Source organism: Bifidobacterium ramosum, from assembly GCF_009299505.1.
GTDB classification, from domain to species: domain Bacteria; phylum Actinomycetota; class Actinomycetes; order Actinomycetales; family Bifidobacteriaceae; genus Bifidobacterium; species Bifidobacterium ramosum.
On the sequence record NZ_WBSM01000007.1, the window covers coordinates 107898 to 134275 of the forward strand.

The 26378-nt window shown below is 62.2% G+C and carries 22 protein-coding genes, 1 pseudogene and 2 riboswitches; of the genes and pseudogenes, 8 read left to right on the forward strand and 15 right to left on the reverse strand.

From position 1 onward, the window contains the following. Positions 1 to 140 precede the first annotated feature (140 nt). The 3 genes from DSM100688_RS12415 to DSM100688_RS07445 are packed head-to-tail and all read left to right on the forward strand — an operon-like array spanning position 141 to position 2553. Positions 141 to 464, forward strand: a complete 324-nt coding sequence (locus DSM100688_RS12415; protein WP_476727150.1) for a hypothetical protein — start codon at positions 141 to 143, stop codon at positions 462 to 464. Next, the gene (locus tag DSM100688_RS07440) at positions 461 to 1333 is read left to right on the forward strand and encodes a tyrosine-type recombinase/integrase (RefSeq protein ID WP_152358473.1); all 873 of its coding nucleotides are present in this window, start codon (positions 461 to 463) and stop codon (positions 1331 to 1333) included. The genes DSM100688_RS12415 and DSM100688_RS07440 overlap by 4 nt, the downstream gene beginning before the upstream one ends. After that, positions 1330 to 2553, forward strand: a complete 1224-nt coding sequence (locus DSM100688_RS07445; protein ID WP_240811847.1) for a tyrosine-type recombinase/integrase — start codon at positions 1330 to 1332, stop codon at positions 2551 to 2553. The genes DSM100688_RS07440 and DSM100688_RS07445 overlap by 4 nt, the downstream gene beginning before the upstream one ends. 554 nt (positions 2554 to 3107) lie before the next feature. Here DSM100688_RS07445 and DSM100688_RS07450 read toward each other — a convergent pair. The 12 genes from DSM100688_RS07450 to DSM100688_RS07500 all read right to left on the reverse strand — a co-directional run bounded on the left by DSM100688_RS07450 (position 3108) and on the right by DSM100688_RS07500 (position 9944). Beyond that, entirely contained in the window at positions 3108 to 3584 is a 477-nt protein-coding gene (locus DSM100688_RS07450; protein ID WP_152358474.1) for a hypothetical protein, read from the reverse strand. Between the two features lie 462 nt (positions 3585 to 4046). Next, positions 4047 to 4208 (reverse strand): hypothetical protein, encoded by a 162-nt coding sequence (locus DSM100688_RS11780; RefSeq protein WP_163146919.1) that lies wholly within the window; start codon positions 4206 to 4208, stop codon positions 4047 to 4049. A 274-nt stretch (positions 4209 to 4482) separates the two neighbouring features. After that, positions 4483 to 5178 carry a hypothetical protein gene (locus DSM100688_RS07455; RefSeq protein ID WP_152358475.1) on the reverse strand — a complete coding sequence of 232 codons (696 nt, stop codon included), beginning with the start codon at positions 5176 to 5178 and terminating at the stop codon, positions 4483 to 4485. Positions 5179 to 5220: 42 nt separating this feature from the next. Beyond that, positions 5221 to 5496, reverse strand: coding sequence for a hypothetical protein (locus tag DSM100688_RS07460; RefSeq protein ID WP_152358476.1), 276 nt, complete (start codon positions 5494 to 5496; stop codon positions 5221 to 5223). A gap of 256 nt (positions 5497 to 5752) precedes the next feature. Next, on the reverse strand, positions 5753 to 6010 hold the full coding sequence (locus DSM100688_RS07465) for a hypothetical protein (RefSeq protein WP_223848171.1): 258 nt from the start codon (positions 6008 to 6010) through the stop codon (positions 5753 to 5755). 102 nt (positions 6011 to 6112) lie between these two features. Beyond that, entirely contained in the window at positions 6113 to 6520 is a 408-nt protein-coding gene (locus DSM100688_RS07470; RefSeq protein ID WP_150381228.1) for a transcriptional regulator, read from the reverse strand. A 95-nt stretch (positions 6521 to 6615) separates the two neighbouring features. After that, positions 6616 to 6855 carry a hypothetical protein gene (locus DSM100688_RS07475; protein ID WP_150381227.1) on the reverse strand — a complete coding sequence of 80 codons (240 nt, stop codon included), beginning with the start codon at positions 6853 to 6855 and terminating at the stop codon, positions 6616 to 6618. Positions 6856 to 6859: 4 nt separating this feature from the next. After that, positions 6860 to 7456, reverse strand: a complete 597-nt coding sequence (locus DSM100688_RS07480; RefSeq protein WP_150381226.1) for a ParA family protein — start codon at positions 7454 to 7456, stop codon at positions 6860 to 6862. A gap of 127 nt (positions 7457 to 7583) precedes the next feature. After that, complete coding sequence (locus tag DSM100688_RS07485) at positions 7584 to 8030, reverse strand: WhiB family transcriptional regulator (RefSeq protein WP_150381225.1); 447 nt, start codon at positions 8028 to 8030, stop codon at positions 7584 to 7586. After that, the gene (locus DSM100688_RS07490; RefSeq protein ID WP_150381224.1) at positions 8027 to 9238 is read right to left on the reverse strand and encodes a helix-turn-helix domain-containing protein; all 1212 of its coding nucleotides are present in this window, start codon (positions 9236 to 9238) and stop codon (positions 8027 to 8029) included. Before DSM100688_RS07490 ends, DSM100688_RS07485 begins: the two co-directional genes overlap by 4 nt. Beyond that, positions 9235 to 9381 (reverse strand): hypothetical protein, encoded by a 147-nt coding sequence (locus DSM100688_RS07495; RefSeq protein ID WP_163146909.1) that lies wholly within the window; start codon positions 9379 to 9381, stop codon positions 9235 to 9237. Before DSM100688_RS07495 ends, DSM100688_RS07490 begins: the two co-directional genes overlap by 4 nt. 311 nt (positions 9382 to 9692) lie before the next feature. Then, positions 9693 to 9944 (reverse strand): helix-turn-helix domain-containing protein, encoded by a 252-nt coding sequence (locus DSM100688_RS07500; protein WP_223847555.1) that lies wholly within the window; start codon positions 9942 to 9944, stop codon positions 9693 to 9695. 211 nt (positions 9945 to 10155) lie between these two features. Here DSM100688_RS07500 and DSM100688_RS12100 point away from each other — a divergent pair. Continuing rightward, a pseudogene (locus DSM100688_RS12100) lies at positions 10156 to 10287 on the forward strand (helix-turn-helix domain-containing protein); the annotation flags it as partial. A gap of 4 nt (positions 10288 to 10291) precedes the next feature. On the opposite strand, the gene DSM100688_RS07505 reads toward DSM100688_RS12100, so the two are convergent. Next, positions 10292 to 17443 (reverse strand): cell surface protein, encoded by a 7152-nt coding sequence (locus DSM100688_RS07505; RefSeq protein ID WP_152358477.1) that lies wholly within the window; start codon positions 17441 to 17443, stop codon positions 10292 to 10294. 583 nt (positions 17444 to 18026) lie between these two features. On the opposite strand from DSM100688_RS07505, the gene DSM100688_RS07510 reads away from it, so the two are divergent. The 3 genes from DSM100688_RS07510 to DSM100688_RS07520 all read left to right on the forward strand — a co-directional run bounded on the left by DSM100688_RS07510 (position 18027) and on the right by DSM100688_RS07520 (position 22753). Further along, a complete protein-coding gene (locus DSM100688_RS07510; RefSeq protein ID WP_152358478.1) occupies positions 18027 to 19340 on the forward strand; it encodes an ATP-binding protein in 1314 nt (437 codons plus the stop codon). Between the two features lie 57 nt (positions 19341 to 19397). Next, positions 19398 to 19551: riboswitch (FMN riboswitch) on the forward strand. A gap of 5 nt (positions 19552 to 19556) precedes the next feature. Then, a complete protein-coding gene (locus tag DSM100688_RS07515) occupies positions 19557 to 20171 on the forward strand; it encodes an ECF transporter S component (RefSeq protein ID WP_163146918.1) in 615 nt (204 codons plus the stop codon). A 116-nt stretch (positions 20172 to 20287) separates the two neighbouring features. Next, a complete protein-coding gene (locus tag DSM100688_RS07520) occupies positions 20288 to 22753 on the forward strand; it encodes an energy-coupling factor transporter ATPase (RefSeq protein WP_152358480.1) in 2466 nt (821 codons plus the stop codon). Positions 22754 to 22878: 125 nt separating this feature from the next. Here the strand turns inward: DSM100688_RS07520 and DSM100688_RS07525 are convergent, their stop codons facing one another. After that, entirely contained in the window at positions 22879 to 23985 is a 1107-nt protein-coding gene (locus DSM100688_RS07525) for a glucuronyl esterase domain-containing protein (protein WP_152358481.1), read from the reverse strand. Positions 23986 to 24288: 303 nt separating this feature from the next. Beyond that, on the reverse strand, positions 24289 to 25023 hold the full coding sequence (gene tenA / locus DSM100688_RS07530; RefSeq protein WP_163146917.1) for a thiaminase II: 735 nt from the start codon (positions 25021 to 25023) through the stop codon (positions 24289 to 24291). After that, positions 25014 to 25120: riboswitch (TPP riboswitch) on the reverse strand. (Overlaps the previous gene by 10 nt.) A 483-nt stretch (positions 25121 to 25603) precedes the next feature. Here tenA and DSM100688_RS07535 point away from each other — a divergent pair. Beyond that, positions 25604 to 26371: a nitroreductase family protein gene (locus DSM100688_RS07535; RefSeq protein WP_204316719.1), complete on the forward strand. Its 768-nt coding sequence runs from the start codon at positions 25604 to 25606 to the stop codon at positions 26369 to 26371. Positions 26372 to 26378 lie beyond the last annotated feature (7 nt).

Sequence of the window (26378 nt, forward strand, 5' to 3'; positions counted from 1 at the left end):
CCGATTTCAGGGGTTTTTCTATTTGTGTTTTCTGCTTGTTTTCATCTCAAAACAACAACAAACGACAGGTCTTAGGGCACGTGGGGGGCACGACGGCTATCCGATGCCCTAAGCCCGCGACACGCCGGAGGTGAATACATATGGCTAGAAATCGTCGAGGTTTCGGCAAGATAAGGAAACTGCCTTCAGGACGCTATCAAGCGTCCTATGTGGTGAATGGGGAGAGGTTCACCGCCCCCGATACGTTTAGCAGCAAGACTAGCGCCGACGCATGGCTTAGCGGGGTGCGGGCGGCGATCAACCGCAATGAGTGGGTAGACCCACGTTTAGCCGGTCAGACGTTCAAAGTGTATGCCTTGACATGGCTTAGGGAGAGGCGAGAACACTTAGCGCCCGGCACGGCACGCATGTACGCGGAACTACTAGACCAATTGTTGTTACCCACGTTAGGGGCGTACCGATGAACGATATGACGCCCCTTGTGGTGAAACAGTGGTGGGCGAGCATTTCCGATATGTTCGCGTCACGGGTAGAGGCCGGAGAGATGCCGAACAAGCGCAGCACGGGCAAAACGCGCGCGTCTCAGGCTTACAGGCTGCTGCATGCGATCATGGCCGAGGCCGTGCGCGATGAAGTAATACGGCACAATCCTTGCGTCATCAAGGGGGCGGCACGTGTCAGGGCGGCGGAGCGCAAGCCCGCCACGTTCGAGGAACTGGACGCGATAGCGGCGAACATGCCCGAACGTTACCGCGCGCTTATCCATATCGCGGCGTGGTCGGGGTTGCGTTTCAGTGAGCTTGCGGGCTTGCGGCGTGCCGACGTGGTGCTTGTGGTCGATAAGGCCGGGGCGGTCTGCTACCGGTTGAATGTCGATAAACAGGCGTACCGGTTAGGCGGCAAACTGTATGAAGAAGCGTTTCTCAAAACTGACGCGGGGCGGCGTGTCGTATATCTACCGGCACACATCACGGACTTGCTGACGGCGCATATGGAGAAGTTCACAGGGGCTGACAACGCAGCGTATGTGTTCGGCACCCGCAACGGTACCCCTATGGCAAACAGCACCGTAGGCAAGATGTTCAGGCGGGCGCGTGAGGCGGCGGGCCGTCCCGATCTGCGTTTCCATGATTTGCGGCATACGGGCGCGACGATCGCGGCCAAGGCCGGTGCCACCACCAAGGAACTAATGCGACGCATGGGCCATAGCAGCATGCGGGCGGCGCTTATCTATCAACATGCGACAGAAGACGACGACATGGGACTTGTGGAGCGCATGAACGACATGGCGAGTGCTACAGGCCGTCAGACGATCAAGGGGGTGAAGCAGTGACGTGTGAATTGCCTGAAGCATGGCGTGAACCTCTTGCAGCCTATTTCGACTATCTAGAGGCGATGGGCTACAGTCCGAACACGATAGCGTCGCGGCGTAGTCATATGCGGCGTTTCGCGATGGTCGCCGGTGCCTCACCGGCCGAAGTCGCCACCAAGGACTTAGTCCGGGCCTTGGGGCGTTGTTCAAGTCGCGAGTACAAGAAGGGCGTGAAGAACTCGTTTTCGTCGTTTTTCAAATGGTACAGCCGTATCGAGCAAGGTCGTGAGGATAACCCCGCCGAAGCGCTGCCGAGTATACGCAAGCCGAAGCCGAAGCCCACGCCATGCCCGGATAGCGCGATACGTGACGCATTGCAGCGCGCCACGGCTTCGGAACGGTTGATGATTCTGCTAGCCGCCGAGTGCGGTCTACGGCGTGCGGAGATAGCACAGGTTCACAGCCGTGATGTGGTGGCCGATTCCAGCGGCGGCAAGTCGCTTATCGTCCACGGCAAGGGCGACAAACAGCGTATTATCCCTTTGCCGGGCGACGTAGCGGCCGCAATCATCGCGTCGCGCGGGTATGTGTTCCCCGGCCGCTTCGGCGGTCATGTCGAGGTGTCGTACATAGGCAAGCACATTAGCCGACTGCTGCCGGACGGGTACACGGCTCACAAGCTACGCCACCGGTTCGCTACGGTCGCCTACTCGGAATCTCACGACATGCTGGGCGTGTCCAAGGCGCTCGGCCACGCAAGTACTGAAACCACTATGGCTTATACGGCGCTGCCGGACGGCCGGTTACGCGGTCTTGTGAACGCCGCTACCATGACCGAGCAGCCGTCAACCCCGGAACCGCCGAAACCAGCGCCGCCGAAACCAGCGCCGGGCGCGTCGCCGGTAGAGGATACGACGGCACAGGTAAGACGACACCGCAACGGCAAGATTCACTATGGATATGAGAACGGGCACGGTGACCGACGCAAGGCACCGCGCAAGACGGCATCAAGTAGTGTCGAGGTCGAACGTGCAAGCGGCATCATAGCCGGTATTCTCGTTTCCATGCTGCAAGGCGAGATCGGCCCGTTGGTCGATATGGTGCGCGGCGACGACCCGCTTTCGTTCCATATCCCCGCCGAAGCGTTCGTGGAGACATGGCACATCCCCCGGACGGGCATGCACGGCGAGGCAGCACGGCACGGGCCGGGGCACGGTTGTTGCAGTCGAGAGGCTTCATAGAGTTGCAAAGCACCAACGACGGCACCATATCGGGCAACGTCACCGTAGGGCTTGAGGCCATGCGCGCCGAGATGTATGAAAGCGCCGCCCGATACGTGGAAATGACCGACTAGCCAAAGCCGAGCAAGGGCCGTCAGACCAGCAAGGGAAAGACGGCCCATGTTCGTTGCACAACATGACAAATGTAGAACAATCCCTAAAAAGTGGCATATTTACATACCTAGTGGGGAATAGACTTCATTTTAAGCCGTTTTTCACCACCTAAGTGGGGATTTTTATTTTTCCTATTGGGGAGAGTGAAACACTGGGCGCGGGGTGTCCCTTTGGCATCGCCGTTTAAAAAAACAGGACGGCACCGCCGCGCCGATTCCTCTCACTACGTTCTAACTAACTCTAACTATCTCTAACTATCTCTTACTAGGGTGTATGTCTGTCATACACCATTAGGGATATTGAACATACACCATTGTGTATAACAGACATACACCATAGGTATGTTTATTATCCCGTTTGGTGTATGTCTGTTATCCCGCAAGCCGTCGCCCCGACGCGGGTTATCCACACTGCCAGCCGGAGTTATCCACAGCGGTCAGGCATGCGGGTACCGGTACCGGCTCAAGGCCGTTGCGGGGCGTGAAGTCGTCCCGGCACTGCTTGGCTAGTTCTATACCTAGTTCGTAGTGGACACGGGCCGTTTCTTGCAGCAGCGCGGCGACACGGCGGCGTTCCTTGTACCGTTCGACTATCAGCAGCTTGTATTCCGCCGTATGGCCGCGCCCGGCGTCTTGCACTTGTTCGATCAGTCCAGCGGCCGCAAGGTGCCGCAATGACGTACCGATGTAGCGCACGGCGTTGGCCGGGGCTGTATCGGGGTACATGTTGCGCGCCCACTTGTCCCGGCTTCCAAAGAAGCGGTAGACAGTCCACATGTTGCCGGACGTTTTCACGTTATCGGCCATGTAGTGCAGCACTAGCCAATCTTTGTGCGTGACGGCCTTGGACGGATAGAACGGCATGATGAGATCTATCATGCGCCCGAGGCTAGGGAGGTTTGCCATAACCACACCGCCCGCCGCTATCGTGCTTGGACATGCTGCCGGTTCCGTTCGTATACCTCAAGGGCACGGACTAACGCGCGTTCGCCGTAACGGTTGCGCAACGTTTCCGGCGTGACGCGCAGCCTAACGCACACCGAGAGGCCGTCGCACGGGTATACCTCTATGAGGCCGATACGTTGCAGTCTCAGTAGCGCGTGCGCTATGTGCTTGATGATAGGGCGGTTTGATGCGGCAATGTTGCCGCCCGCGAACGCCCACGGTAGGCCGACATGGTGGGCGATGCTGCCTAGCGGTATCGTGCGCGGTTCCGCAAGCCGTTCGTAGCGGCCGTGGTCGTTCTTGCAGCAGCGCGCCACATAGTTGTAGATAACAGCGACGCGGCTTCGTTTAAGTTCGCCGGTAGCGGGGTCTAGCCAACTAGAGGGGCGTCCCATCTCATTCACCCCGCTTTCCCATGGCGAGAATTTCGGCGGCGCTGCTGTTTTGCAGATCAGCGGCGGCGGAGACGGCGCGGCGGCGCGGCCTTGGAGCCGGGGCGGGGCCGCGCTGCTGTTTTACCGTGGTATGTTCCTCGATAAAGCGCTTGAGATCAGCCACCGCGTACATGTTGCGGGGCCGTCCCGCCCTACCGGTTCCGGGGACTGCCACCACAGGCAGAGCGCCTATAGCCGTCCACCTATCCACCGTCACGGCTTCCACGCCGAGCATTGCGGCGGCGGTCGTTCGATTCACCAGCAAGGCGGGCACGCCCGAAACTTGCGTAGACATGACTAAATTACTCCCTCGTTCGAGATACGGGGAGCGTCAGAGCGTATGACTATTCACGCCCTTAAGGCCGATATGCGGGCACGTCTGACACTATCCCCAAGATTCACGCCATTGGAAGGCGGAACTGGGGAGCACGCGGCGCAAGAATGGCCGCAATGGTCAGAAGAGATACGAGCGGCAGAATATCCGGCGGTCGTTGGACGTGGTATGTTTCGGCTGCATCCGTTTGGATGATTGCAGCCGCAAGCAATATGAGCAAAGCAAGCACCATATCGCCGTCAGGTGTGTACGCGCGCGTTTCACGGAACATATGAAGGCAGTCCGCACGAATCGTCAGCGCCTCAGCGGCAACGTATTCGTCGGCGTATTCCGTAAGGGCCGCAAGCGCGCGAGCGTAAGCCCATGGCAATACTTCGTCATCGCGTGCGTCGGCACGCCACAGTTCCGTAAGTTCCGCGAACTCGTCCCGAGTTAGACGGACTTCATCGTCTAACACAAGGTCGAACGCTTCGGAAACGGATATGGAGCCGTTCGCCATTCCCATGAACAGGGCGGCGCGACGTTCGTTGTCTTCATAGGCACCACGGAGAACGGCGGGCATCGTCCCCATCATGTTCTCAGGCGTAATGCATCCGGTGATAGGCGCGGCGGGGGCAATCGAGACGGATTGCAGCACCTTGGACAGTTGGGCCACGGCGGCGCGACGTTGCGCGGCGTGGCGGTATCCGCCGTTTCGCAGCACGACGGCACTAGCGATACGGCGGGTATCGCTTGGCGTGACGGCGTGCATGGTTTCCATGCGGACTAGACTACACTGGTTTTCTGCCTAGACTTCACTATTTCAGACATGAAGGGTTCGCATTTTTGAGGCATTAGGGCACGCGGGGGGCACGGGGAGTGGTGGCGCTATCTCAAAACCGTTGTAAAATAAGGCATCAGAGACGATAACGGCAGAGACTTCTAAGTACGTGTTGTCTTGAAGGAAACGCTTGGCGTTTTCCCTACTGCATTTCTGGAAGGTGATGCCATGCTGGGCCATGACATCGCACTGCTCTTCCACGGTCATTGCGCGACGCCGACATGCCGGCGTTGGGACATCGGCTTGTGCGTCTGCCATCGCCTTTCCTTTCCGAAAAAGGAAAGCGGACGAACCCGAAAGGATCCGTCCGCTTTCTGGGAGACCGCTTCACACTGCAAAGAGCCGGTCGAGTCATCCCTCGTTCATGTAATGAACTACAATAGCAGTTCGTGGCTTTTTATTCCATTTCCCAGCGTTTCTACTACATGTAGTTGATAGGATACATATCCTATACTATATGTAGTATTTTGAAAGCAGCGAACGCATCGCGTATCACAGATGTTCTGTTTGAGAGTCAATGCTTGCACGAGACATGTGCGATGGTGTAAGCGATAACGATACCGACGATGGCAACGACGGCGAGGATTGCAAGCCGGGTTTCGCGGCGTTCCTTGGCTGCCATGTCAGCCTGTCGGTTGGCCAGGGCTTCGGCTTCGGCGGCGACGCCACTGGCGGCGATGGCCGCGATGTGCGCGCTCATACGGTCCTCGATCGTGGAATCATCCTCGATATCATCGAAGGACTCTCCGGTTTCGTCGTGGTTGTCGTTCATGGTCCCGCTCCGTTCTTGATTGATGGATTGCTTGCTTTATGTCTTGTTTGATTGCTTGATTGTTTGCATGTCTGCTTGTCTGCATGCAGGCTTGTTGGCCTGTCAGCTTTCGGTTTGTCCCGCGAGGATGGACATGCGGGCGGCGATGAGCGCATGGCGTGCGATCGACCGGTAGAGCTGGTGGCCTTCGCCGTCGTTCCAGAACCGGTCGAACTGTTCGGTCGGCATCATGCTGTCAGGGTCGAACCCGTTCCATACTCCGCCGCAGAACACCTTCGCCGCCGCGTTCACCTCCTCGTCGGACGGCATGCCCGGATGTCCTTCGGCGGCATCGGCGGCCGCGCGCAGCTGCGCGCCGAACACGCGGGCCTGCAACGGCGAGATCGTATACGCCAGCCCCGCCGTCGAGCCTGCCGGGAATCCGGTGTTCACGCCGAGGGTGATGACGCGCCCCTCCTCGCCGACGCTGATCCGGTCGCCGAGTACGGAGACCTCCATCGAATAGTCCATAGTGGCTCCTTTCCGCAGACATGGCGTATTCATGGAATCGTGTCTGCATGTTTGACTGCTTGTATGCTTGTTGGATTGCTTGATTGCCGAACGGATTACGTCTCGTCGTTGCCGTCGAGATGGTCGAGCTCGTGTTCGATGGCGTCGCGCAGGAGCTGCTGCATGGGAAGGTCGTGTGCGGCGGCCGTGGTTTTGAGACGGGTCTTGAGTGACACGGGTATGCGCAGTGAGAGCATGACCAATGGTTCGCCCGTGGTCTTGGGTGTCTTGTTCTGCTGGCGCAGCACGTCGTCGAACGGCACTGGCCGGGCCAGCGGCTGGTAGTTTCCTTGCACGGCCTTACCTCTGCTTTCCGGCGATCTGCTGGAGCTCGGTGACGAGGTCTCGGTATTCGCCCAACTGGTGCGGGTTGGTGCCGAGCGAACGCTTGTAGGTCTGGGCCTTCGGCACGATCGTATCGAATCGGGGCGTGTCCATGGCAATGAGGGCGTCCATAGTGTCGCGGAACGCCTTTGTGCTGCGTTCGGCCTTGACCAGCAGCAGGGCTGCGGGAGTGCTCATTCTGGCCATGTCGAGGGTGCTCCATGCCTGTTGGAGGTCCATGGGTGAGTCCGATGCCGGCACGATCACGAAGTCGGCGGCCTTGATTGCCAGATCCAGGGCCGGTCCCTGCGGAGGCGCGTCGATGATCGCCCATTCGTCCGGGTCCGGATCCGAGGCGAGATGGCGAAGCGTGGCTTGGTTTGCGGGCAGTACGTCGAACGTCAACGGATCCGCAGTCTGCTCAGCGGCGGCGGCCCACAGGCTGGCGCTGGATTGCGGGTCCGCGTCGTACACGACGGCCATGCCTCCTCTGGATACGATGACCGAGGCGATGTAAATGCTGGACGTGGTCTTCGCGACCCCGCCCTTGGCGTTGGCTATGGTGATGCGCATTCGTTCTTCTCCTTTGCGATTGCCCGTGATCACGCAGGCCGGGCTGCCTGATCGTTTGATTGTCTGATTGCTTGATTGCTTGGCTGCTTGGATTCCTGCTTGTTTGAATGTCTGCCGGTTCGACGGGTCATGCGGTGCTCGGGGATTGGCCGGACCGCGCACGTAGGCGTCGTTGCTGGCGTTCCGCGCTGGCCTCGTCGGTGACGTCGTCGAACACGTTCCCATGGGCGCGGATCCAGTCCGTGAGCAGCTGCCAGCGTTGGATCCATGGCATGCCGCGATCCCGGCAGGGGACGCCGTCGGCTTCGGCCATTCGGGCGATCCGTCGCCGGTCGGTGCATACCTTGCCGCCGTACACACCCCATTCGAGCCCTCCGCTGGCCGCGTAGGCCAGGCATTCGGCCCGGACCGGGCACTGTTCGCACACTGCCCTGGCGACCGAGTGGAACGCCTTCGCGTCGGCTGGACGGTGTTCGAACTCCAACGACCACAGGTAGTCGGACCAGGGTCGTGGGAAGTCGCGGCATTCGCCGGATTGCTTCCACTCCTCAAGACGATTCGCGACCCCGCTCATGGCCGCACCGTCCCCGCTGTAGTACCGGCTTTCGCCCTGCGGCGTCCGGCGACGTCGTGGGTGGCATGGTTGCGTTTGTCGTATGCGCATACCGGGCATGCCTCTTGCGAGATGCTACCGTCGATGTGCTCCTGGCATAGCGAGGTGCGCAGCAGCGCCGCCCCGTAGATCGGCACGCGGCTCGCGGACAACGAGCTGACCGGTATCGCCCGGTTGGGATCCTTGACGACCGGCAGTGGGGCATCGGGCGCGCGTTTGCCCGTCGGATCGGGATGGGTGAGCATCTCAAGCCGCAGCTGCACGTAGTTCGCGGCGAACTTGGCTCCATTGGCGAGCCGGGGCAGCCAGTAACGGTTGCGGTACGCCCAGTCCATCGTCGCGACGATCTCGCCGTATGGCCGGTCGATCAGCAGTGAGTGGACGGCCTTGCGGTCGGCCATGGTCGCCGGAACGTCGAACCGTCGATCCACGGCGAGCAGGCGTTGCCGGATGCCGTCGAGCACGCGAACCTCCTGGCCGGCGCGCTCTGTGACCGGCTCGGGCAGTTTGCCGGGCTCGGGCACCCACAGCGGGTTCCTGCATCCCCGTGGAGGCAGGGCCTTGCCCCAATCGGGCGTAGGAACGGTTCCAGGCTTCGAATTGGTGGCGGACGTCCGAGCGCAGGCTTGTCCGACGTTGAGGGAGACATCCCCGAAGGGGATGAAGGGAGAATTGTTTATCACTTGTCTATTGGGTGACTTTCTGTCCGGAATTTCGGGACAATTTGTCCGCGAGCCGACATCCGTCGGTTCGGGTGACAATCCGTCGGGTGACAAATTGTCCTTGCCTATATCCGACTCGCCGGAGCAGGCCAGCGCGTCCAGGTTCCGGGGCTTCTCCTCGATGTTCTCGGCGGGACGGCCGCCGTCCATGACGACGTCCCACACGCGGGAGCGATGCCCCTTGGCGATCGGCTTGCGCGTGCGCGGATTGCGCGCGGACATCTCCTGGTCACCGAGCCTGATGTAGCCCTTGCGTTCCAACTCCTGCAACGAACGGATCACCGTGCGCTCACAGCATCCGCAGTTGAACGCAATGGTCTCCACGCTCGGCCAGGCGGCGGCGCCATCGTCGTAGTAGGCGCGACGGGCCAGATACACCAGCACGAACTTGGTGATGCCCTTGACGTCGTCACGCTCCCATGCCCAGTTCTCGGCCCTGCTGCTCATCGACAGTCCTCCTCGACGTCACACCGCCGGTCCGCTTCACGCCGTTCGCGCAGTCTTGCGCCGATCTCGTCGCCCAAGCGGGCGGCGCGGCACAACGCATACGCGAGAACGCCGCCGGAAACGCACACGGCGACCACGACCATCCACCACATGGTTCGGCCGGATTCGAGGGGATGTCCCATGGACGCGCGCCTCAACGGCGCGAGCCCCGGGACGGGTGGGCGAGCATGGACAGCACATGAGCTTTCGCAATGCGCATGTCGACGTTCCCATCGACTCGCGTCGTCCGCCGCGCGGAGTCGCGCGAACGGGTAGGCTCGGAAACATGCGCCGGGCGAACGCCGGCGGCATTGGTAGAATCGGTCATGGCGATGATCCTCCTTCGGGGAATCGGGACAGCTGGCGTCTGATCTTGGCGGATGCACGCGCCGGCGCGTCCCATGGTTGTTGCCGTTCAATCCCCGTGTCGGGTTCCAGCCGGTCCGGGGATTCTTGTTTCGGGTTTCCACCCGCCGTCCGTCAGGTATGCATCGATGCCGAGCACGTACCCCGGGGACAGGTTTCGGTGAATGGCCAGCCAGATCAGATCGGACTGCTGCCACGGTATCGAACCGTTGACCTTCCCCGCGACCGAGGATTTGGACTTGCCCATCTCCTTCGCGAGGTCACGGCAGCTCAGACCCGCCGCCGTCATGTATCGACGCATCGGAGAATCCAATCTTTTTGCTGTCAGTCCATTCACGATAGACAATATATCAGGGAACTTGCGTCGAAGCAAATCGCTGTTGTAGGATTGTGTCCATCAGCAATGGACGTATGCAAATATGGAGGAACCTGATATGACAAGTTTTGAATCATCTCCCGGAACCAATGGACTCGGCGACTACATGCAGAAGGTGTTCATCTGGAACGTCAACATGCAGCTGACGGGACGTGGCCTGAACCAGCAGGCACTGTGCGCCCCGTTGGGGCTGAAGAAGGGTGCGGTGTCCGCGAAGATGACCGGCAAGACCACCTGGACCATCCAGGACATCGCCGCGGTGGCGGAGTTCCTCAACGTCTCGCCCCTCTACCTTCTGGACGCGTCGATGTACGAGCAGATGATGCGTGGCATGAACGGCGACGGAGGTGCATCTTTGGTGGCAGCGGCCACCGCCGGGTTTCCTGTGCGCGCGGCTGAAGGCCAGGCTGACGGCCTGAAACCGTTGGAAACAAAAGGCTCCGGGCCACGATACCTCGTGGAGCCCGGAGCCGGTGGGTACCCCCAGAGAGATTCGCACGGTTCTCCTCAGGGTCGTCGATGCCATCCTTGGAACAGGGCAGTTTGATGGTCGAATCGCCGATCGTGATGATCGCCACATCGGTCTGCTGCTGGTTCTCGGCATCGGCTTTGGACAGCGCGACGCTGATCTTCAGTCCGAGCAGGTTCACGTACAGCAGATCACCGTCCGACAGCACCTTCAGATTGAACACCTTGCTGACGCCTGGCAGCAACTTGCCCAGGTCGATCACATCGAGACGCTCGGCCTCGGGCAGATAGAGCGCCTTGACCAGTTCGTTGACGATGGTGAACAGGACGTTCAGCAGCACCGAGTTGGCTTCCGCATCGACCAGGTATGCGCGCTTGGTCTCGCCGACGAATCCGCCGGCCAGTTCCCCGCTCGTGACCTTCTTCAGTCCGGTCACATGCGAGCTCTTGATGCGAGCGAGATCGGCGTATCCGACGAAACCGCCGGCCACTTCTCGACCCGTCGCATTGGTTTCGCCGCGACCGTGCTCGGTACCGCCGTGCGTGGCCGTGACCGTATATCCGGCGCTGATGCCTGAAACCTTCGAGTTCTCGACGTGCGAGCCCCAGATGTTGAGCACGCCGGCGGTCACGTTGAGGATCTGGCCGAGTGCGTTGACCTTTTCGGCGCTGACGGTGCCGGACTTGCCGAGATGGCCGATGAAGCCGCCGACATAGTTGACGCCCGTCACGCTGTTGAGGTTCGCGACGCTGGATTGCTTGACGGAACCGTTGATGAGTCCGCCGCCGAAGCCGCCGGCCGCGCCGGTGAACCGGGTCGAATCCATGACGCCGCTCGTGGTCGACTCGTGCGCCTTGACCTGGATGCCGTCCGATACGCCGGTCACGCGGGCGCCGTAGATGAACGTGCGGAACGCTTCGAGCACGCCGATCTCGTTGGTCTTGAGCAGACCGAGCAGGATGTTCGTGTTCTGGTTCGGCTCGACCTCGTTGCCGCCGACGGATGCGACGGACGACACGTCCGCGAGGCCGAAGAAGCCGCCCGCGTACTGGCCGCCTTCCACGGCGCGCAATCCGGTGACGACGAGCTCGGCGGGATCCTTCGACACGTCCACGTCCTGAGTGGAGTCGTTGGACTTCGCGGAATCCTTGTCTCCGAGGATCGCGGCCTGCAGGCTGCCGGCGAAACCGCCCGCGTTCAACGCGTACTTGGTCGCGCCGCTCTCGTCACTGTAGGCGCCTTCGACGGTGTAGCCCCATTCGTTGCTGTCCGCGCTCACATGCGCGCCGCGGATCGTGACGATCGTGGCCTGCAGGACCCGCACCAGTTCGGTCGGGTTCGAGATCAGACCATTCAGCAGTCGCTGCAGGAACCCGTCGGACGAGTTCAGGTCCAAGTCCGCGGTCGCACCGCTCGTGGCCAGGCCGATGTAGCCGCCCACATTGTTGCGGCCGGACACCTTGCGCAGGTTGGTCACGTTCACGCCCGCCGCCTTGTTCGCGGTGCTGCCGGACGGTAGATCGTCGCCGTTGGAGTCGAGATCGCCCCACAGCTGCGCGCCCACGCCCATGCCGACGTAGCCGCCGGCGTTGCCGGTGCCGTTCGTGACGCTGCTGCCGGTGGCGGACACCTTCATGCCCTTGCGGCAGCCGATCACGCCGGACGATTTGACGACGGGCACGAACACCTTCGCCACGCCGACCAGCTTGCCCAGATCGACGTCGAGACCCAGCAGGTTGAGGCTGCCGAATGTCGCGGCCTGGCCGGCTTCCATCGTGCCGGCATATCCGCCGACGGCTCGCATGGCGCTCACGGTCTTCACGTCCTCGGACTGCCCGTCGGTGATCACGCCGGTGATCATGATTCCCACATGGCCGCCGGCCACGCCGGAATCGCGCAGGTTCGCGCCCGACGCATACTTGCCGCGTCCGGCGACGACATTGAAGCCGAACACGTAACCGTTGAGGTACGCGTCCAAGTCTTCCTGCGTCGTGATCGTCTTGTTCTTGACGTTCTTGGCGATGTCGGTGAATTCCTTGCCGTACGCACTGTACTTGCCGATGTTGTTCACCCACGTATTCCACTGGTCGATGCTCGCGTTGCGCAGCGGGCCGGTGACCTTGGTGTGCTGTTCGGTCGGATAGACGACGGCGAGCACGCCCGCAAGGTTGTCGATCTTGATCAGGCCCTTCAGCAGGCCGATGGATCCGGTTTCCGCCGTGCTGCCCGGTTCCATGAGTCCGGTGTAGCCGCCGGCGATCTCCTGGCCGTAGACGCTGCGGATGCGGGCCGCGTACGCGACCTTCTGCGGTCCGCTGTACTTGCCCTTGTTCGCGCCGTCCTTATGGTTCTCGTTCTTCCACGAGGCGTCGTTCAGACCCCAGATGTGGCCGCCGTTGTCGTGGCCGACGTAGCCGCCGGCCATGCCGCGGCGGGTCGTGCCGTCGGAGGTTCCCTGGGCGCGCACCGCGCCGCCGCAGATCGCCGCGTCGGTGGACGAGTTGCGGATCGTGGGTACGAAGTCCTGCACGAGGCTGGCGGCGTCGCTGACATCGACGATGCTGCTGAGAATGGTCGCATCACCGAGGATGTCCGCCGCGGCACCCGGCTGCATCGTGCCGACATAGCCGCCCGCGGAGATCTGGCCGATGATGTAGACGAACTCGTGCGAGCTGGAATCCTGGATGTGGCCGCCCTTGATCTGACCGGCGAAACCACCGGCCATGCCGAGCGCGTTGCTCTGGTCGTCCGTGTTGGAGGCGAGTACGGAGTAGCCGCCGATGCCGCCGGTCACGTCGGAGTGCTCGATCGTGGAGACGACGGCCGACAGGACGGTCAGCACGTTCTGAATGCCGATGCTCTTGCCGAGGATCTTCAGACCGCCGCCGACGGACGCCGCGGAGCCGATGTCCATCTTGCCGATGAAACCGCCCGCGTATCGGGCACCGGTCACCGCGTATGCGCTGGCCGAAGACAGGTACGTGTCGTCGATCGAACCGGTCGTTTCGAGGTTCTTCGGAGCCTTCACATCCGTGCGGCGCAGCTGGGTCAGGTCGCAGTTCGACACCTGCACGCCGGAGCCGTAGCCGATGAAGCCGCCGGCCGAGCCCGAATTCGAGTCGGTGGACGCGATCGTCGTCGCGGTCACGGTCAGGCCCGGATCGTCGGGATCGGTGATGGTGCGGCCGCTCGTGGTTTCCTGCGTGGTGGCGTCCGTGTGCACGCCCGCATTGGTGATGACGGGTACGTACGCGTTGGCGATGGAGGCCAGGTCATCGGCGCCGATGGTCAACGCGCCGTCGCCAAGATTGCCGAGCACGCTGATGCCACCGTCCGAGCTGGCGAGCGCGCCGGAATGCACCTTGCCGCCGAAGCTGCCGGCATAGGCGCCGCCGGTCACGGTGTCAAGGTTGTAGACGGCCCACGCGTCCTTCTCGCCCTTTACGGTGTCGTCGACCGTGCCGCTCTGGAAGTCGCCGGTGAAGCCGCCGGCGATATTGGCGGTCACGGAGCCGCTGTTGACGTAGCGGACGTCCACGTTGTCGTATTTCGGAATCAGGTACGACACCGCCTTGAGCAGTCCGCCGTCGATCTTCACGAGGTCGAGGATCGAATCCTTGTCGGCCACGTCGGCCAGTCCGCCGGTTTCGGACAGTGCGACGAAACCACCAGCGACGCCGGCCGCGCCGTCCGCCGTAACCGTGTGCAGGTTGTCGACGTGCGCGTCCGCGACCTGCGTGCTGTTCGACTGTGCGAGGAAACCACCGGCATAGTACGTGGTCGGATCGTCCTTCTTGTACGCGCCCTTGGCGGCGACGGTCATGCCACGGGCGATGCCGTTGACGTTCGCCGCTTCGATTTCGACCATCACGCCCTGGGCCACGGACAGCAGACCGCTGATCTTCAGCGCGCCCAGACCGAGCAGGTTCAGACCGTCCGAGCCGACGAGATCACCGGGACCGGACACGCCGATGAAGCCGCCCGCGTAGTTGTTCGCGGTGACGGAGGCGACGTTGTCGAGCGTCACGCCCGCCGTGTCGGGAACGGGGTTGATCTCGTTGCCGTCCGCGTCCTTCGTCTTATAGGCGGTCGTGGCCTTGCCGATGCGGCCGCCGGTGGCCTTGCCGATGCCGGCGGACGCGTAGTCGCCGCTCGCCGTGACCGTGTAGCCGGCGTCTGTGGTGCCGGCGACGCTCAATGCACTTACCTCGAATGGCAGATAGCCACCCAGACCGATCGTGTCATTGACGATGCCGCCGATGGATGCGGTGCCGAGCTGCCCCGCGATGCCGCCTGCATACGAACCCTGCGCGGTCACGGACTGCAAACCGGTGACCGAATTATCCTGTGCCGTGGGGAAGGCACGCGCATGCTTCGTCTTCCAGAACGGGTAGCTCGTCAGATGCTCCGCATCGGAACGAGCAATGGTCGCACCGTCACCACGGCCGACGATGCCGCCCGCATAATCATGCGCGGACGACACGGTTATGGTGCCGCTCATGGTGAGGCCGAGGATGGCGGACGGCGCGATGCCGACCAGACTCAGCAACGCGGAGGCGTCATGATTGCCGGTGAGCGCGTCCTTCAGAATCGTGCCGACCGACTCAAGCAGGTTGTACTGGTTCTTATCGGTCGAGTACTGGCCCAGAGCGGTCAGCCAGCCCAACGTTTCGATGCCGGCGAAGCCGCCGGCGTATGCAAGCGTGGTTTCCGTCTGCCCGCTGGGGTCCTTGACACCGGATGCGGTCACGTCGACACCGCCCCGCACCGTATCGTTCACGGCGAAGCTGTTCGCCAGTGCGCCGGTGAAACCGCCCGCGAAACTGGCCGCGTTCACGGTCACCGACTGTGCCTCGACCGAGGACCCTTCGATCAGGCTTTGCGGCTGGGCCGCCTGATACAGGTCGACGCCCAGATTCTCCAAGGTGCCCTCAAGCACACCGTTACGGGTCACACCGGCGAAACCACCGGCGTACATGTGGGCCTTCACCGTGTACGCCTCGGCACTGGTCACCGACGAGTTCTCGATGATCGCGCCGATCTGATTGCCGACGAAACCGCCGGCGTAGTCCTGCGCGTCCGAACCGATGACCGTGCCCTGTCGGAAATCGACGACCGTGTTGCCGGACAGCGTCGGATTGTAATATCCGATCGGAATAAGGCTCCCCACCTTGATCAGACCGCCGTTCAGCAGCCACTTGACCAAATCGCCCAGACCAAGACCGGGAATATAACTGAGGATCTGCGCGAGCACATCGATGATCGCGCCCAACGCGGCCGAAACGATCTCATACTGGGTTTCGCCGGTCGCGTAGCCGACGAATCCGCCGGTCATGCCCTTCACGTTCGACACGGTCACATTCGCGACCTCGCATCTGCTGACGGTCACGTCGCCGTCGATGCGTCCGGCGAACGCGCCGGTGGCGAACAGCGACGGATCGGCCGCCCTGACGTTCAACAGGCCGGTAAGGATGTCCTTCAGCCCGAGGTCCAAACCAACGAGTTTGGCGAGCGTATCCACCAAGCCGCCGATGACCGTGCCCAGCAGGAATCCCAGCAGATCGGTCAATGCCGACACCAATGTCGTGGTTTCCTCGGTTTCGGTGGATTCGTTGGATACGGAGACGTCATTCAGCCGAATGTTGGAGACCACGGTTTCACGCAGCGACTTCAGACCACCGGCGCTCTTGTCCAGACTGACCTGATTGCTGATCGTACCGAAGAAGCCGATGCCGGACTGTTGCTGATGATTGATCCTGCCGGTCTGACGGACAACGACCTTCGAGATGGTGGGGCGGTCCGCCTTATCGGTGACGGCATCGCCTTCGGCGTTGATGCCGTTCCAGAGCGTTTGTGCCGTGCCGGGATCCTGCGACTTCGCGCCGAGCATGATCGCGGAGAACATGAGCGGCGTCCAGTTGGTGTTGTTCCGGTCGGCCGCGTTCTCGGACAGATCGATGTCGCGGAAGATGATGTAGTTGGCGGTGTTGGTGTAGGTGACGCCATCGACGAGCGTGTTGTTGCCGCCGATAAGAAGCGTCTTCGCGGTCACTTCGTTACCGTTATCGTCGACGGTGACATAGCGCAGACGGGTGTGCCCCACTCCCACGATGCCGGTTTCGTCCATCTTCGCGCTGTTGCCCTCGTCAAGGGTGTCGGTCGTGCCCAGATCGGCATCACCGGTGTAGACCACCTGCTTGGAATCGGCGACATCCTTCCATCCATAGGTCGGGACACCGAGCACGCTGCCGGTCTGTTGGTACTGCTGTGTGATCGACCAAATCGGCTTCGTCACCTTCTTGCCCGTGCCGATGGCGCGCAGCTGCTGTTCGTTGCCGATGAGGATGTAGGTCTTGCCGTTGATGGTCTTGGTGACCTGACCGGCGAAGTCGCGGCCGCCGAGGGCGTCGGCGGCGTCGGCTTGGGCGGATGTGGTTTCGGACGGGGCATCAGTCTGCTGGGTGCCGTCGGACTGGTCGGATGCGTCGGCCGAGGACTGAACGCCGTCATTGTTCTGATCGACGGTTGTTTCATCAGCGGTCCGGGTGTCGGCATCGGCAGCATCGGCGGAGTCGTTGGTCTGCACGACCGCCGCGTCGCCGGCGGTCAGGCCGTTGCTGGAACCGAACACGTTGTCGTTCGCGAATACAGTATTACCGTCATTGTCGAACGCACCGTTCGTATTAGAGGTATCGGCCGCACCGTTCGCGCCAACGGTGCCGGCTGCATCATCCGCCTCGGCCGTACGCTGCCGGGCGAGCGACTCCGCCGCGGACACGACGGTATTGTCGGTCACGACCTTGCCGTTGGAGATGACGGTCACGTCGGAGGTGGACGTATTGGCAACGCCGGCGTTCTGCGCGTAGGCGGACGGCACCGCGCACGCCAGCGTCATGGACAGCGAGACGGCGACGGCGATGCCGCGGCGCAGGCGCGACGGAACGATGCGACGCACGGCATCGCCGCAGTCACGGTTCCGGAGATCTGCACTCCGAGGCTTCCAGTTCATCGCTGCACCTTTCGGTCTCTCGATATCGTCTCGCCTTCGCGATTTCGAGGCCATGATTACCCCCCCCCCGCGACACGAAAATCAGGCAAATTATCAGTAAAAATCTAGATACTTCACACTTCCCTGTACTATTACGCAAACGTTTGCAAACTGTCTATGCGCCATAGGGTAACCGCTTACAGTGTCGTACTTATCTCGTTAAACTACGTTGCCGCACTGCAACTGATCAATCAGTAACCGGTTCGACACGTGCACACGTTTTCAACAACGGGGGCATACGACACGCCGTACCCCCGTATCCCCGTCCCACCCATCACGACACTTCCCGCATAGCGAACATGCCGCGCATCCCATTGCCGCAGCAACATCAAAACCGCTGGGCAATCGCGGCAACAGCCCGTATCTTTGGTTTGAAAACGTGGCATAATTGCCATATTTTGGTTTGAAAACGTGATTCAGAATAGTTATTCTGGTTTGAAAACGTGTCATCAGGAGCGCGACCGAAACGCACGCACCAACGGAGGACCCTATGCTGAAAAGAAAAATCGAGACCGACCTCGAACGCTGGCACGCTGCTCCACGACGCACGGCTCTGCTGGTCACCGGGGCCCGGCAAATCGGCAAGACCTACAGCATCCGTCATTTCGCCAGAACCCATTACGAATACGTGGCGGAACTCAATTTCATCGAGAATCCCGAACTCATCAGCCTGTTCAGCACTCCGCGTGATGCAAAGAACCTGCTGATGCGTCTCGAACTCGCCGTGGACACGCCATTGGTCCCCGGTAAGACGCTGATCTTCTTCGATGAGGTACAGCAATGTCGGGAAATCGTCACCGCCATCAAATTCCTCGTGGATGACGGAAGATACGACTATGCGCTCTCCGGTTCGCTGCTCGGTGTCGAATTGGAAGACATTCGTTCGGTACCCGTCGGCTATATGAGCGAACTTGACATGCATCCGCTGGATTTTGAGGAATTCTGCTGGTCTCAGAACATTGGGGACAATATATTCGCCGTACTACGAGATCATTTCGAACAGCGCCGCGAAATCGACGCATTCATTCATCGACGGCTCATGGATCTGTACGCCAAATACCTCGTGGTCGGAGGCATGCCCGCCGCCGTGGATTCATTCTGCGCCGACGGTAGCATTCTGGGTGTCCGCACCATCCAGGAGAACATCAAACGCGAATACCGCCGAGACATCAGCCAATACGCGCACAAGGCGGATCGACTGCATATACGAACCATCTATGATCTGGTACCCAGCGAACTCAACAATCCCAACAAGAGATTCACCTTCGCGAAAATCGATAAGACAGCACGATTCCAAGCGCTCGCGTCCGACTTCGACTGGCTTGTCGGAGCCGACGTCGCCATTGCGGCATACAACGTGGACGAACCCTGCTCACCACTGGAGATGAGCAAGGAACGCAACCTGTTCAAACTTTTCTACAACGATGTCGGACTGCTTACCGGCTCGTTCCTCAGGAAAACCGCCATCGAAGTGCTTGACGGAGAACCCGATATCAACTACGGCTCCATCTACGAAAACGCCGCGGCCCAAGAGCTCAGCGCACAGGGATTCAACCTGTATTATTTCAACAGCAAGAAACTCGGCGAACTCGATTTCCTCATCCAAGACCGTAACGACAACGTACTGCCCATAGAAATCAAATCCGGCAAATCATACAAACGTCACCACGCAATGGACAACGTACTGGCGGAATCCAAGTACCATCTCGATACCGGCTATGTGTTCGGCCCATGCAACATTTCTCAGGAGGAAAAGATCCTGTACGCTCCCATCTACACCATCGGATTACTCGAGAACCACTGACTGCGTAGCAGACTATGCTGCCGGCGCAAATCCGGGGGTGGGCGTATACATGGAGCACGTAAGTTTCAGGGAAGGTGAAAATCCTTACTGGCGGTAAACGCACGGCCGACATCATAACGGCCGCTCACGCGCAAGCCCGCGACCCGCGCAAGCGGCTGATCCGGTGAGATTCCGGGGCCAACGGTTACAGTCCGGATGGAAGAAACGGAGCTCGATATGAGTGTCTCTTCGCATACCACCAACGCCACCAGCACCAGCAGCGCCACCTCGTCGCGCCCGGACACCGCGCATTCGACCGGCGTGGCCGACTCGGGCCGCTGGTCCACCCGTCGCATCGCCATGTACGCGCTGTTCGTCGCGCTCGCGATGGCCACCAGTTTCGTGGAATTCCCGATCATTCCGGGCATCCAGTGGCTCAAATACGACCCGTCCGGCATCGTGGCGCTGATCGCCGGCTTCGCGTTCGGCCCGGCCGCCGCCGCGATCGTGAGCGTGCTCGGCTTCGTGCCGCACCTGTTCATGGATCCGTGGGGCACGCTCATGGCCGTGCTCGTCGCGCTGTTCCTCTCCGTGCCGGCCGCGGTCATCTACCGTAAGAACCGCACGCGCAACGGCGCGATCATCGGTTTGATCGTCGGCGCGGTGTGCGCGCTGGCCATCGCGATCGTCGGCAACCTCATCGTCACCCCGATCTACGCGCACATGACCGTCGCACAGGTGGCCGCGCTCATCGTGCCGGCCCTGCTGCCGTTCAACCTGCTCAAGTTCGCGATCCACGGCGTGGTCACGTTCCTGATCTACAAGCCGATCACCACGCTGCTCGACAAGTAGACCGGACGCGTATCGATCACGCACCACCCATATGCGGGCGTTCGCATGTCAGAAAGACCTATGATTCCGCTCTGTTCATGACATGCCGACGCCCGTTTTCGCATAAGGAACCATTCATGACCGAACCTACGGCATCCATCGCGGCAACGCTCACCGGCATCCGGTTCAGCTACGACGGCGGCGAACACTGGGCGCTGGACGGCGTCGACCTCACCGTGCGCACCGGCGAATACGTATGTCTGACCGGCGCGAACGGCTCCGGCAAGTCCACGCTCGCGCGGCTCGTCGCCGGGCTTGCCGCACCGGACGACGGCGACGTCACGCTGCTCGGCCATCATGTGTTTTCGTTGGACGTCGCGAACGATGCCGATGCCGCCGATGCCGCCGCTGACCCTGCCGATGCCGCGCGACATGCCGCCGGTTTCGGTGCGGATCCGGCGGAGTATCGTGCGGCCCGGCGTTCGATCGGCGCGGTGTTCCAGAATCCGGAGGACCAGCTCGTCACCACGGTCACGGCGGACGACGTGGCGTTCGGCCCGGAGAATCTGGGATTGGACCGGGCGACGATCGGAGCACGGATCAACGAATCACTGGATGCGGTCGATATGGCCGCACATCGGTTCGACGATCCGACGCGGATGAGCGGCGGGCAGCAGCAGCGCGTCGCGATCGCCGACATGCTGGCGATGCATCCGGCCATGCTGGTGCTGGACGAGCCGACCGCGATGCTCGATCCGGCCGCGCGTGCCGAGGTCATGCGGATTCTCGACGAACTGCATGCCCGCGGCACGACGATCGTGCACGTGACGCATCACGACGACGAAGTGGTACGTGCCGGCCGCGTGGTGCGGTTGCAGGATGGCCGGATCGTCGAGGACGTTGCGGTTGCGCCGGCGCGAGACCATGTCACGACGGCGGACGACGGACGATCCGACGGACATCCGTCGCGGAATATCGCGGAGACGGCCACTCCCCCGGCCGACGCGCGATCGACGGTCGCACCAGAACATCGGTCAACGACGGACCACGCAGCATTGCCGGCCGACGTTCCGGCCATCACCGTCAGTCATGTGACCTACCGCTACCCGTCGTCCGACGCACCGGCGATCAACGATCTCTCATTGACCGTCACATCCGGAGAAACCATTGCGATCATGGGCGAAAACGGCGCCGGCAAATCCACGCTGGCGAGACTTCTGTGCGCGCTCGACACGCCCACATCCGGGTCGATCACCGTCGCCGGCATCCCCGTGGCGGCAAGTAGCAACGGCACCGCGCGCCGTCCGCGCACGCTCGACCGCCGGCAGCGCGCACGCCTGCGCCGCACGGTCGGCTTCGTCATGCAGCATCCCGAGCGGCAGCTGTTCGCCGACACCGTGGCCGACGACATCGCCTACGGCCCGCGCAACCAGCAGCTCAGCGAGAACGACGTCGCCGCGCGTGTCACCGAGGCGATGCGATTACTGCACATCGAGCATCTCGCCGACCGTTCGCCGTTCAGTCTGTCCGGCGGGCAGCAGCGGCTCGTCGCCATCGCCGGCGTCATCGCCTGCCGGCCGCGCGTGCTCGTCATGGACGAGCCGACCGCCAGTCTCGACGACGTGGCGACCGCGCGCATCCACGACCTGATCCGCACGCTGCGGTCGCAGGGCGTCACGGTGCTCATCATCACGCATTCGCCGGCAGAGGCGCAGGAGGTGGCCGATCGCGTGGTGATGCTGGGCGGCGGGGATGCAACGGCGACGGTTCCGACCACTCCCCCATCCGGTGTTGCCGGCTCATCCGCTTCCTCGCAGCCCCGCGCAACCCGCAACTCATCGTATATCGCACGGCTCGATCCGCGCGTGAAGATGGTGACGTTCCTCGCGATGATGTTCACCGCATTCGCGATCGCCACGCCGGCGCAGCTCGCGCTCGGCGCCGCACTGGTCGCCGGCATCGTCGCGGCGTCGCGCATCCGCCCGTTGCGACTGCTCGCGTCCGTGCACATGTTCCTCGCGATGTTCGTCGTCATGGGACTGCTCAACATCTTCTTCGTGCGGTCGGGCGACGTGCTGGTGCGACTCGGCCCGATCCCGGTCACCGACGACGGCATCACGATCGCGGTCCTGTACGCGTTGCGGTTCGCGCTGGTGATCATCCTCGGCGCGGTGATGCTGGAGACGACCACGCCGACGGCGCTGACCGACGGCTTCGGATCGTTGCTGTCGCCGCTCGCCCGGCTCGGCGTACATACGCAGGAAATCGCGCTCGTGATGAGCCTCGCACTGCGGTTCCTGCCGACGCTCGGCACGGAGGCGAAGGCGATCGCCGACGCGCAGGCGGCCCGCGGCGGCAGCATCGAGACCGGCTCGCCCGCCGCCCGGCTACGTGCGATGACCGCATTATGCGTGCCGATGTTCGCCGGGGCGATCCGTCACGCCGACAATCTCAGCCTTGCGCTCGACGCGCGCTGCTACGAGGAAGGCATCCGCCGCACGCACTGGCACGAGCTGCGTGTACGGCCGTCCGATCTGGCGTTCGCGGCGTTGGCCGTCGTCTATATCGTCGCGTTGATCGCGCTGCCGTTGGTCGTCGGCTGATGTGACGGCGTACGGTCGGCCGCCATCGGTCGTACATCGGGCGAACGTCGCGGATGGCATACGACGAACGTCGGCCCGACGTCATCAGTAGGCACGAATCTGCATGACGTCCGCCGATCGGCCGGTCACCGCGGCATCGACCAGTCGTATCCGACCGGAACATCACCATCCGTACGCGTCTTGTACGTCGCCGCGACCTGCCGGCCGCGCAACGTCGCGTCGCAGAAGTCCAGCACGACGTTCCAATCCTCCGGCGTGTAGTCGTGGCCGCCCTCGCGGTAGTGGATGCCGCACCGCTGCGGCACGCCGAGGAACCGGTACACCTCGCTGGCCGCCAGCCATGCGGTCTGCGTGCCGAACTGGTTCGCCGCGCCGTCATCCAGCCCTTCGACCACGATGAGCCCGCGCGGTGCCGTGCATACGGCGAGCGTGTTCGCATCGAACGGCAGCTCGGACTCACGGTACGGCCGCTCGCCATCCGGCGAACCATACGCGCCGGCTTCGGGCAGCACCCAATGCGGAAACGTATGCGCCATGCTGCCGATACGTTCGAAATGGCCGATGCCTTCGCCGAACCGGTTGCCCTGCAGACGCAGCGATCCCATGCCACCGCAGCCGGAACCGGCCGGCGCGGTCACCGCGACGCGCGTGTCGGTCACGCCGCAGCACAACGCGGTCTTGCCGAACCGGGAATGGCCGGTGGCGACGATCATGTCCGGATCCACGAATTCCTGTGTGCGCAGCCAGTCGATCACACGGCTCTGCAGCCACGCCCACACGGCGAACGCGCGCCACGTGTAGCCGGGATACGCGCGGAGGCACGGGCTGACGAAGAACCGTTCGGCGTCGTCGGGCGCGGCCTCGTCGATCTCGAACCCCGCGACCGTATAGCCGCGTTCCACGGCGGACCGCAGCATTTCCTCGCGGATGCAAAACCCGCAGAACCGGTCGGGCGAGGCGTAGTTGGGCAGCACCAGCGCCGGACCGCGGCCGGTGGTGTGTGTTCGACCGTCATTCGTTCGACCGTCATCCGTTCGACCGGTATCCGTCGGACGGCACACCCGCACGTCGAACGTGATGCGTACGCCGCCGGGCGTGTCCGGAATCGTGAGCCGCACCAGTTCGTAGAGACCGTCGCCGTGCCAGATCGTATGCCGTTCCATGACCGTGGCCAGCAGCGTGCGCGGGGCGGGCGGCATGGTGCCGTACAGGCCGCGCTGCACCAGATCCACGAGATGCTCGCGTTGCGCGGGCCATTGGTCGGGCGTGCGAATGCGATCACCGTCCGCGGTTACGAACGGGTCGGGCAGCAGCCGGTCGTCGTGCGGAGGCGTCGGTCGCGGACGTCGTTTCGCCGACCGGGATGGTGCCGGCTGTCCTGATTGATCTGATTGAATTGATCGATCTGATTGGTCCGATCGACCGAACCGATCAGACTGACTTGACCGACTGGATTGACTTGGCTGATCGGAGTACGCCGACTGTTCGTCCGTGATCATCATGCCGCCCCCATAGCATTGTTTACGCAAACAATGCTACCGCGACCACTCCTGCTTCCACGAATACTGCATGTCGTACGCGCTCGACCAGAACATGTACTCGTTCTCCACGCCGGTGACGAAGATGTCCACGAGCTCGGCCCTGCGCTCCTCGCTCAGCCCGTCGACCAACCGTTCGATATGCTCGATCAGCCACGCCGAACCGGACCAGAACTCGTCCGTCTTGTACATGTCGACCCAGCTCTTGTACGGGTTCGCGTCGAGCGTATCGGCGAACTCGCGTGCGAGACGACGGCCATAGTCGGCGTACACCCACGCGCACGGCAGCACCGCGACCAGCACGTCGACCAGCGGATTGCCATACGCGATCGCGAGGATGTTCGACGTGTACGCCTTGGCGAACGCGGACTGGCGCACGTGATCCATCTGCTCCTCGGTCACGCCGTACTCGGCCATGTACTTGCGGTGCACGGTGGTCTCGACGTTGAACACGGCGCTCTGCACGTCGACCATGAACGTCATGATCTCGGGATCGGTGGTCTTGGTGAGCGCGAGCGCGTGGACCTTCGCATAGTCCTTGAGATAGCGGTAGTCCTGCAGCAGATAGAACGCGAACCGTTCGCGGTCGAGCGTGCCGTCGCCGAGCTCGCGCAGGAACGGCTGGCGATAGCCCTCCTCCCAGACCGTGTCGGCGGCGTCGCGCAGCCGTTGCGCGAACGGCGGTATGTGGTCGGGGGTGATCGGACCGAAGGATGCGGCGTCGAATGTCATGATATGTCTCCCTTCGCTGGTGTTGGCCAACAGGTTCTAAGGGTCAGGCCGCGCTTGGCCTTTCTCAACCCGTCGCCGGGTTCCCCTGCATTACACCCGCCATTATGCCAACGCCGTCCGACCGGGGGTTGCCCGACCGGGGGCTGCCTGTCTTCACGCGTTCCTCCGCGTCATATGTCCTCTCCTTTCTAACGGACATACAGCCGATTTGACCACGGTTTTCGGCTGTATGTCCGTTGAGGGGGACGGCATCCAGCCCGGCCTTCCCCCTGATCGCCCCATCCGGACCTTCCTCCCCTCTCTTTCAACCCTCACCGTCTAACGGACATACAGCCGATTACACCGATGAAATCGGCTGTATGTCCGTTAAGGAGGAGGAGCGGAACCGCGCATCGATATCCCATTCATCTGCGTTCTGCTCTTCCTCAACGGACATACAGCCGATTTATCTATGCCTATCGGCTGTATGTCCGTTGAGAGAGAAGACGGCTATACGCCGAGCAACGTGCGAGTGTCCGCCGGGAGCGTACCAACGTTGCGCATGGCCATCGGACCGCGCGACAATGGCATCATGAGCACACTGATTCATAACGCCACCATTGATACCCTGCTGAACCGTCGTTCCATCCGCAAGTTCAAGCCGGACCCCATCGACGACGACACCGTCGCCACGCTGGAAACCGTCGCGCAGCACGCCGCGTCCAGCCAGTTCCTCAACGACTGGTCCGCCATCCGCATCACTGATCCCGCCGTCAAGCAGAAGATGGCCGAGTTCGGTCATCAGCCGTACATCGCCACCGCTCCCCTGCTGTACGTGTTCGTCCTCGACGAGCACCGCAACGCCGCGGTCGCCGCATCGAAGGGCGTGGACACCGACTCCGACACGTTCACGCTGAACGCCAGCTATCGCTTCGCGCAGGCGCAGAACGACGCGGTGCTCGCGCTGCATGCGATGGAGACCGCCGCGTATTCGCTCGGTCTGGGGTGCGTGATTCTCGGCTCGCTGCTCAATGACGTGCGCGGATTGATCGACGTGCTGCAGCTGCCGAAGTACACGTATCCGGTGCTGGGACTGGCGATCGGCAAGCCGGATCAAGAGCCGGCGCTGAAGCCGCGTATGCCGCGGTCGATGCAGTTCTTCGAGAACGCATATCCGGCGGATGACGAGGCGACGCTGGCACCGCTCGCCGCGTTCGACGAGGCCGTGCACCAGTATTACGATCTGCGCAACACCGATCGGCCGGTGGATGCGTTCAGCGATCAGATCGCGAAGAACGCGACGGCCGACATGGCCGGTCATGCGATGGCTGCGCCGGTACGCGATCAAGGCTTCCGCCTCGATCGCTGACCTATCG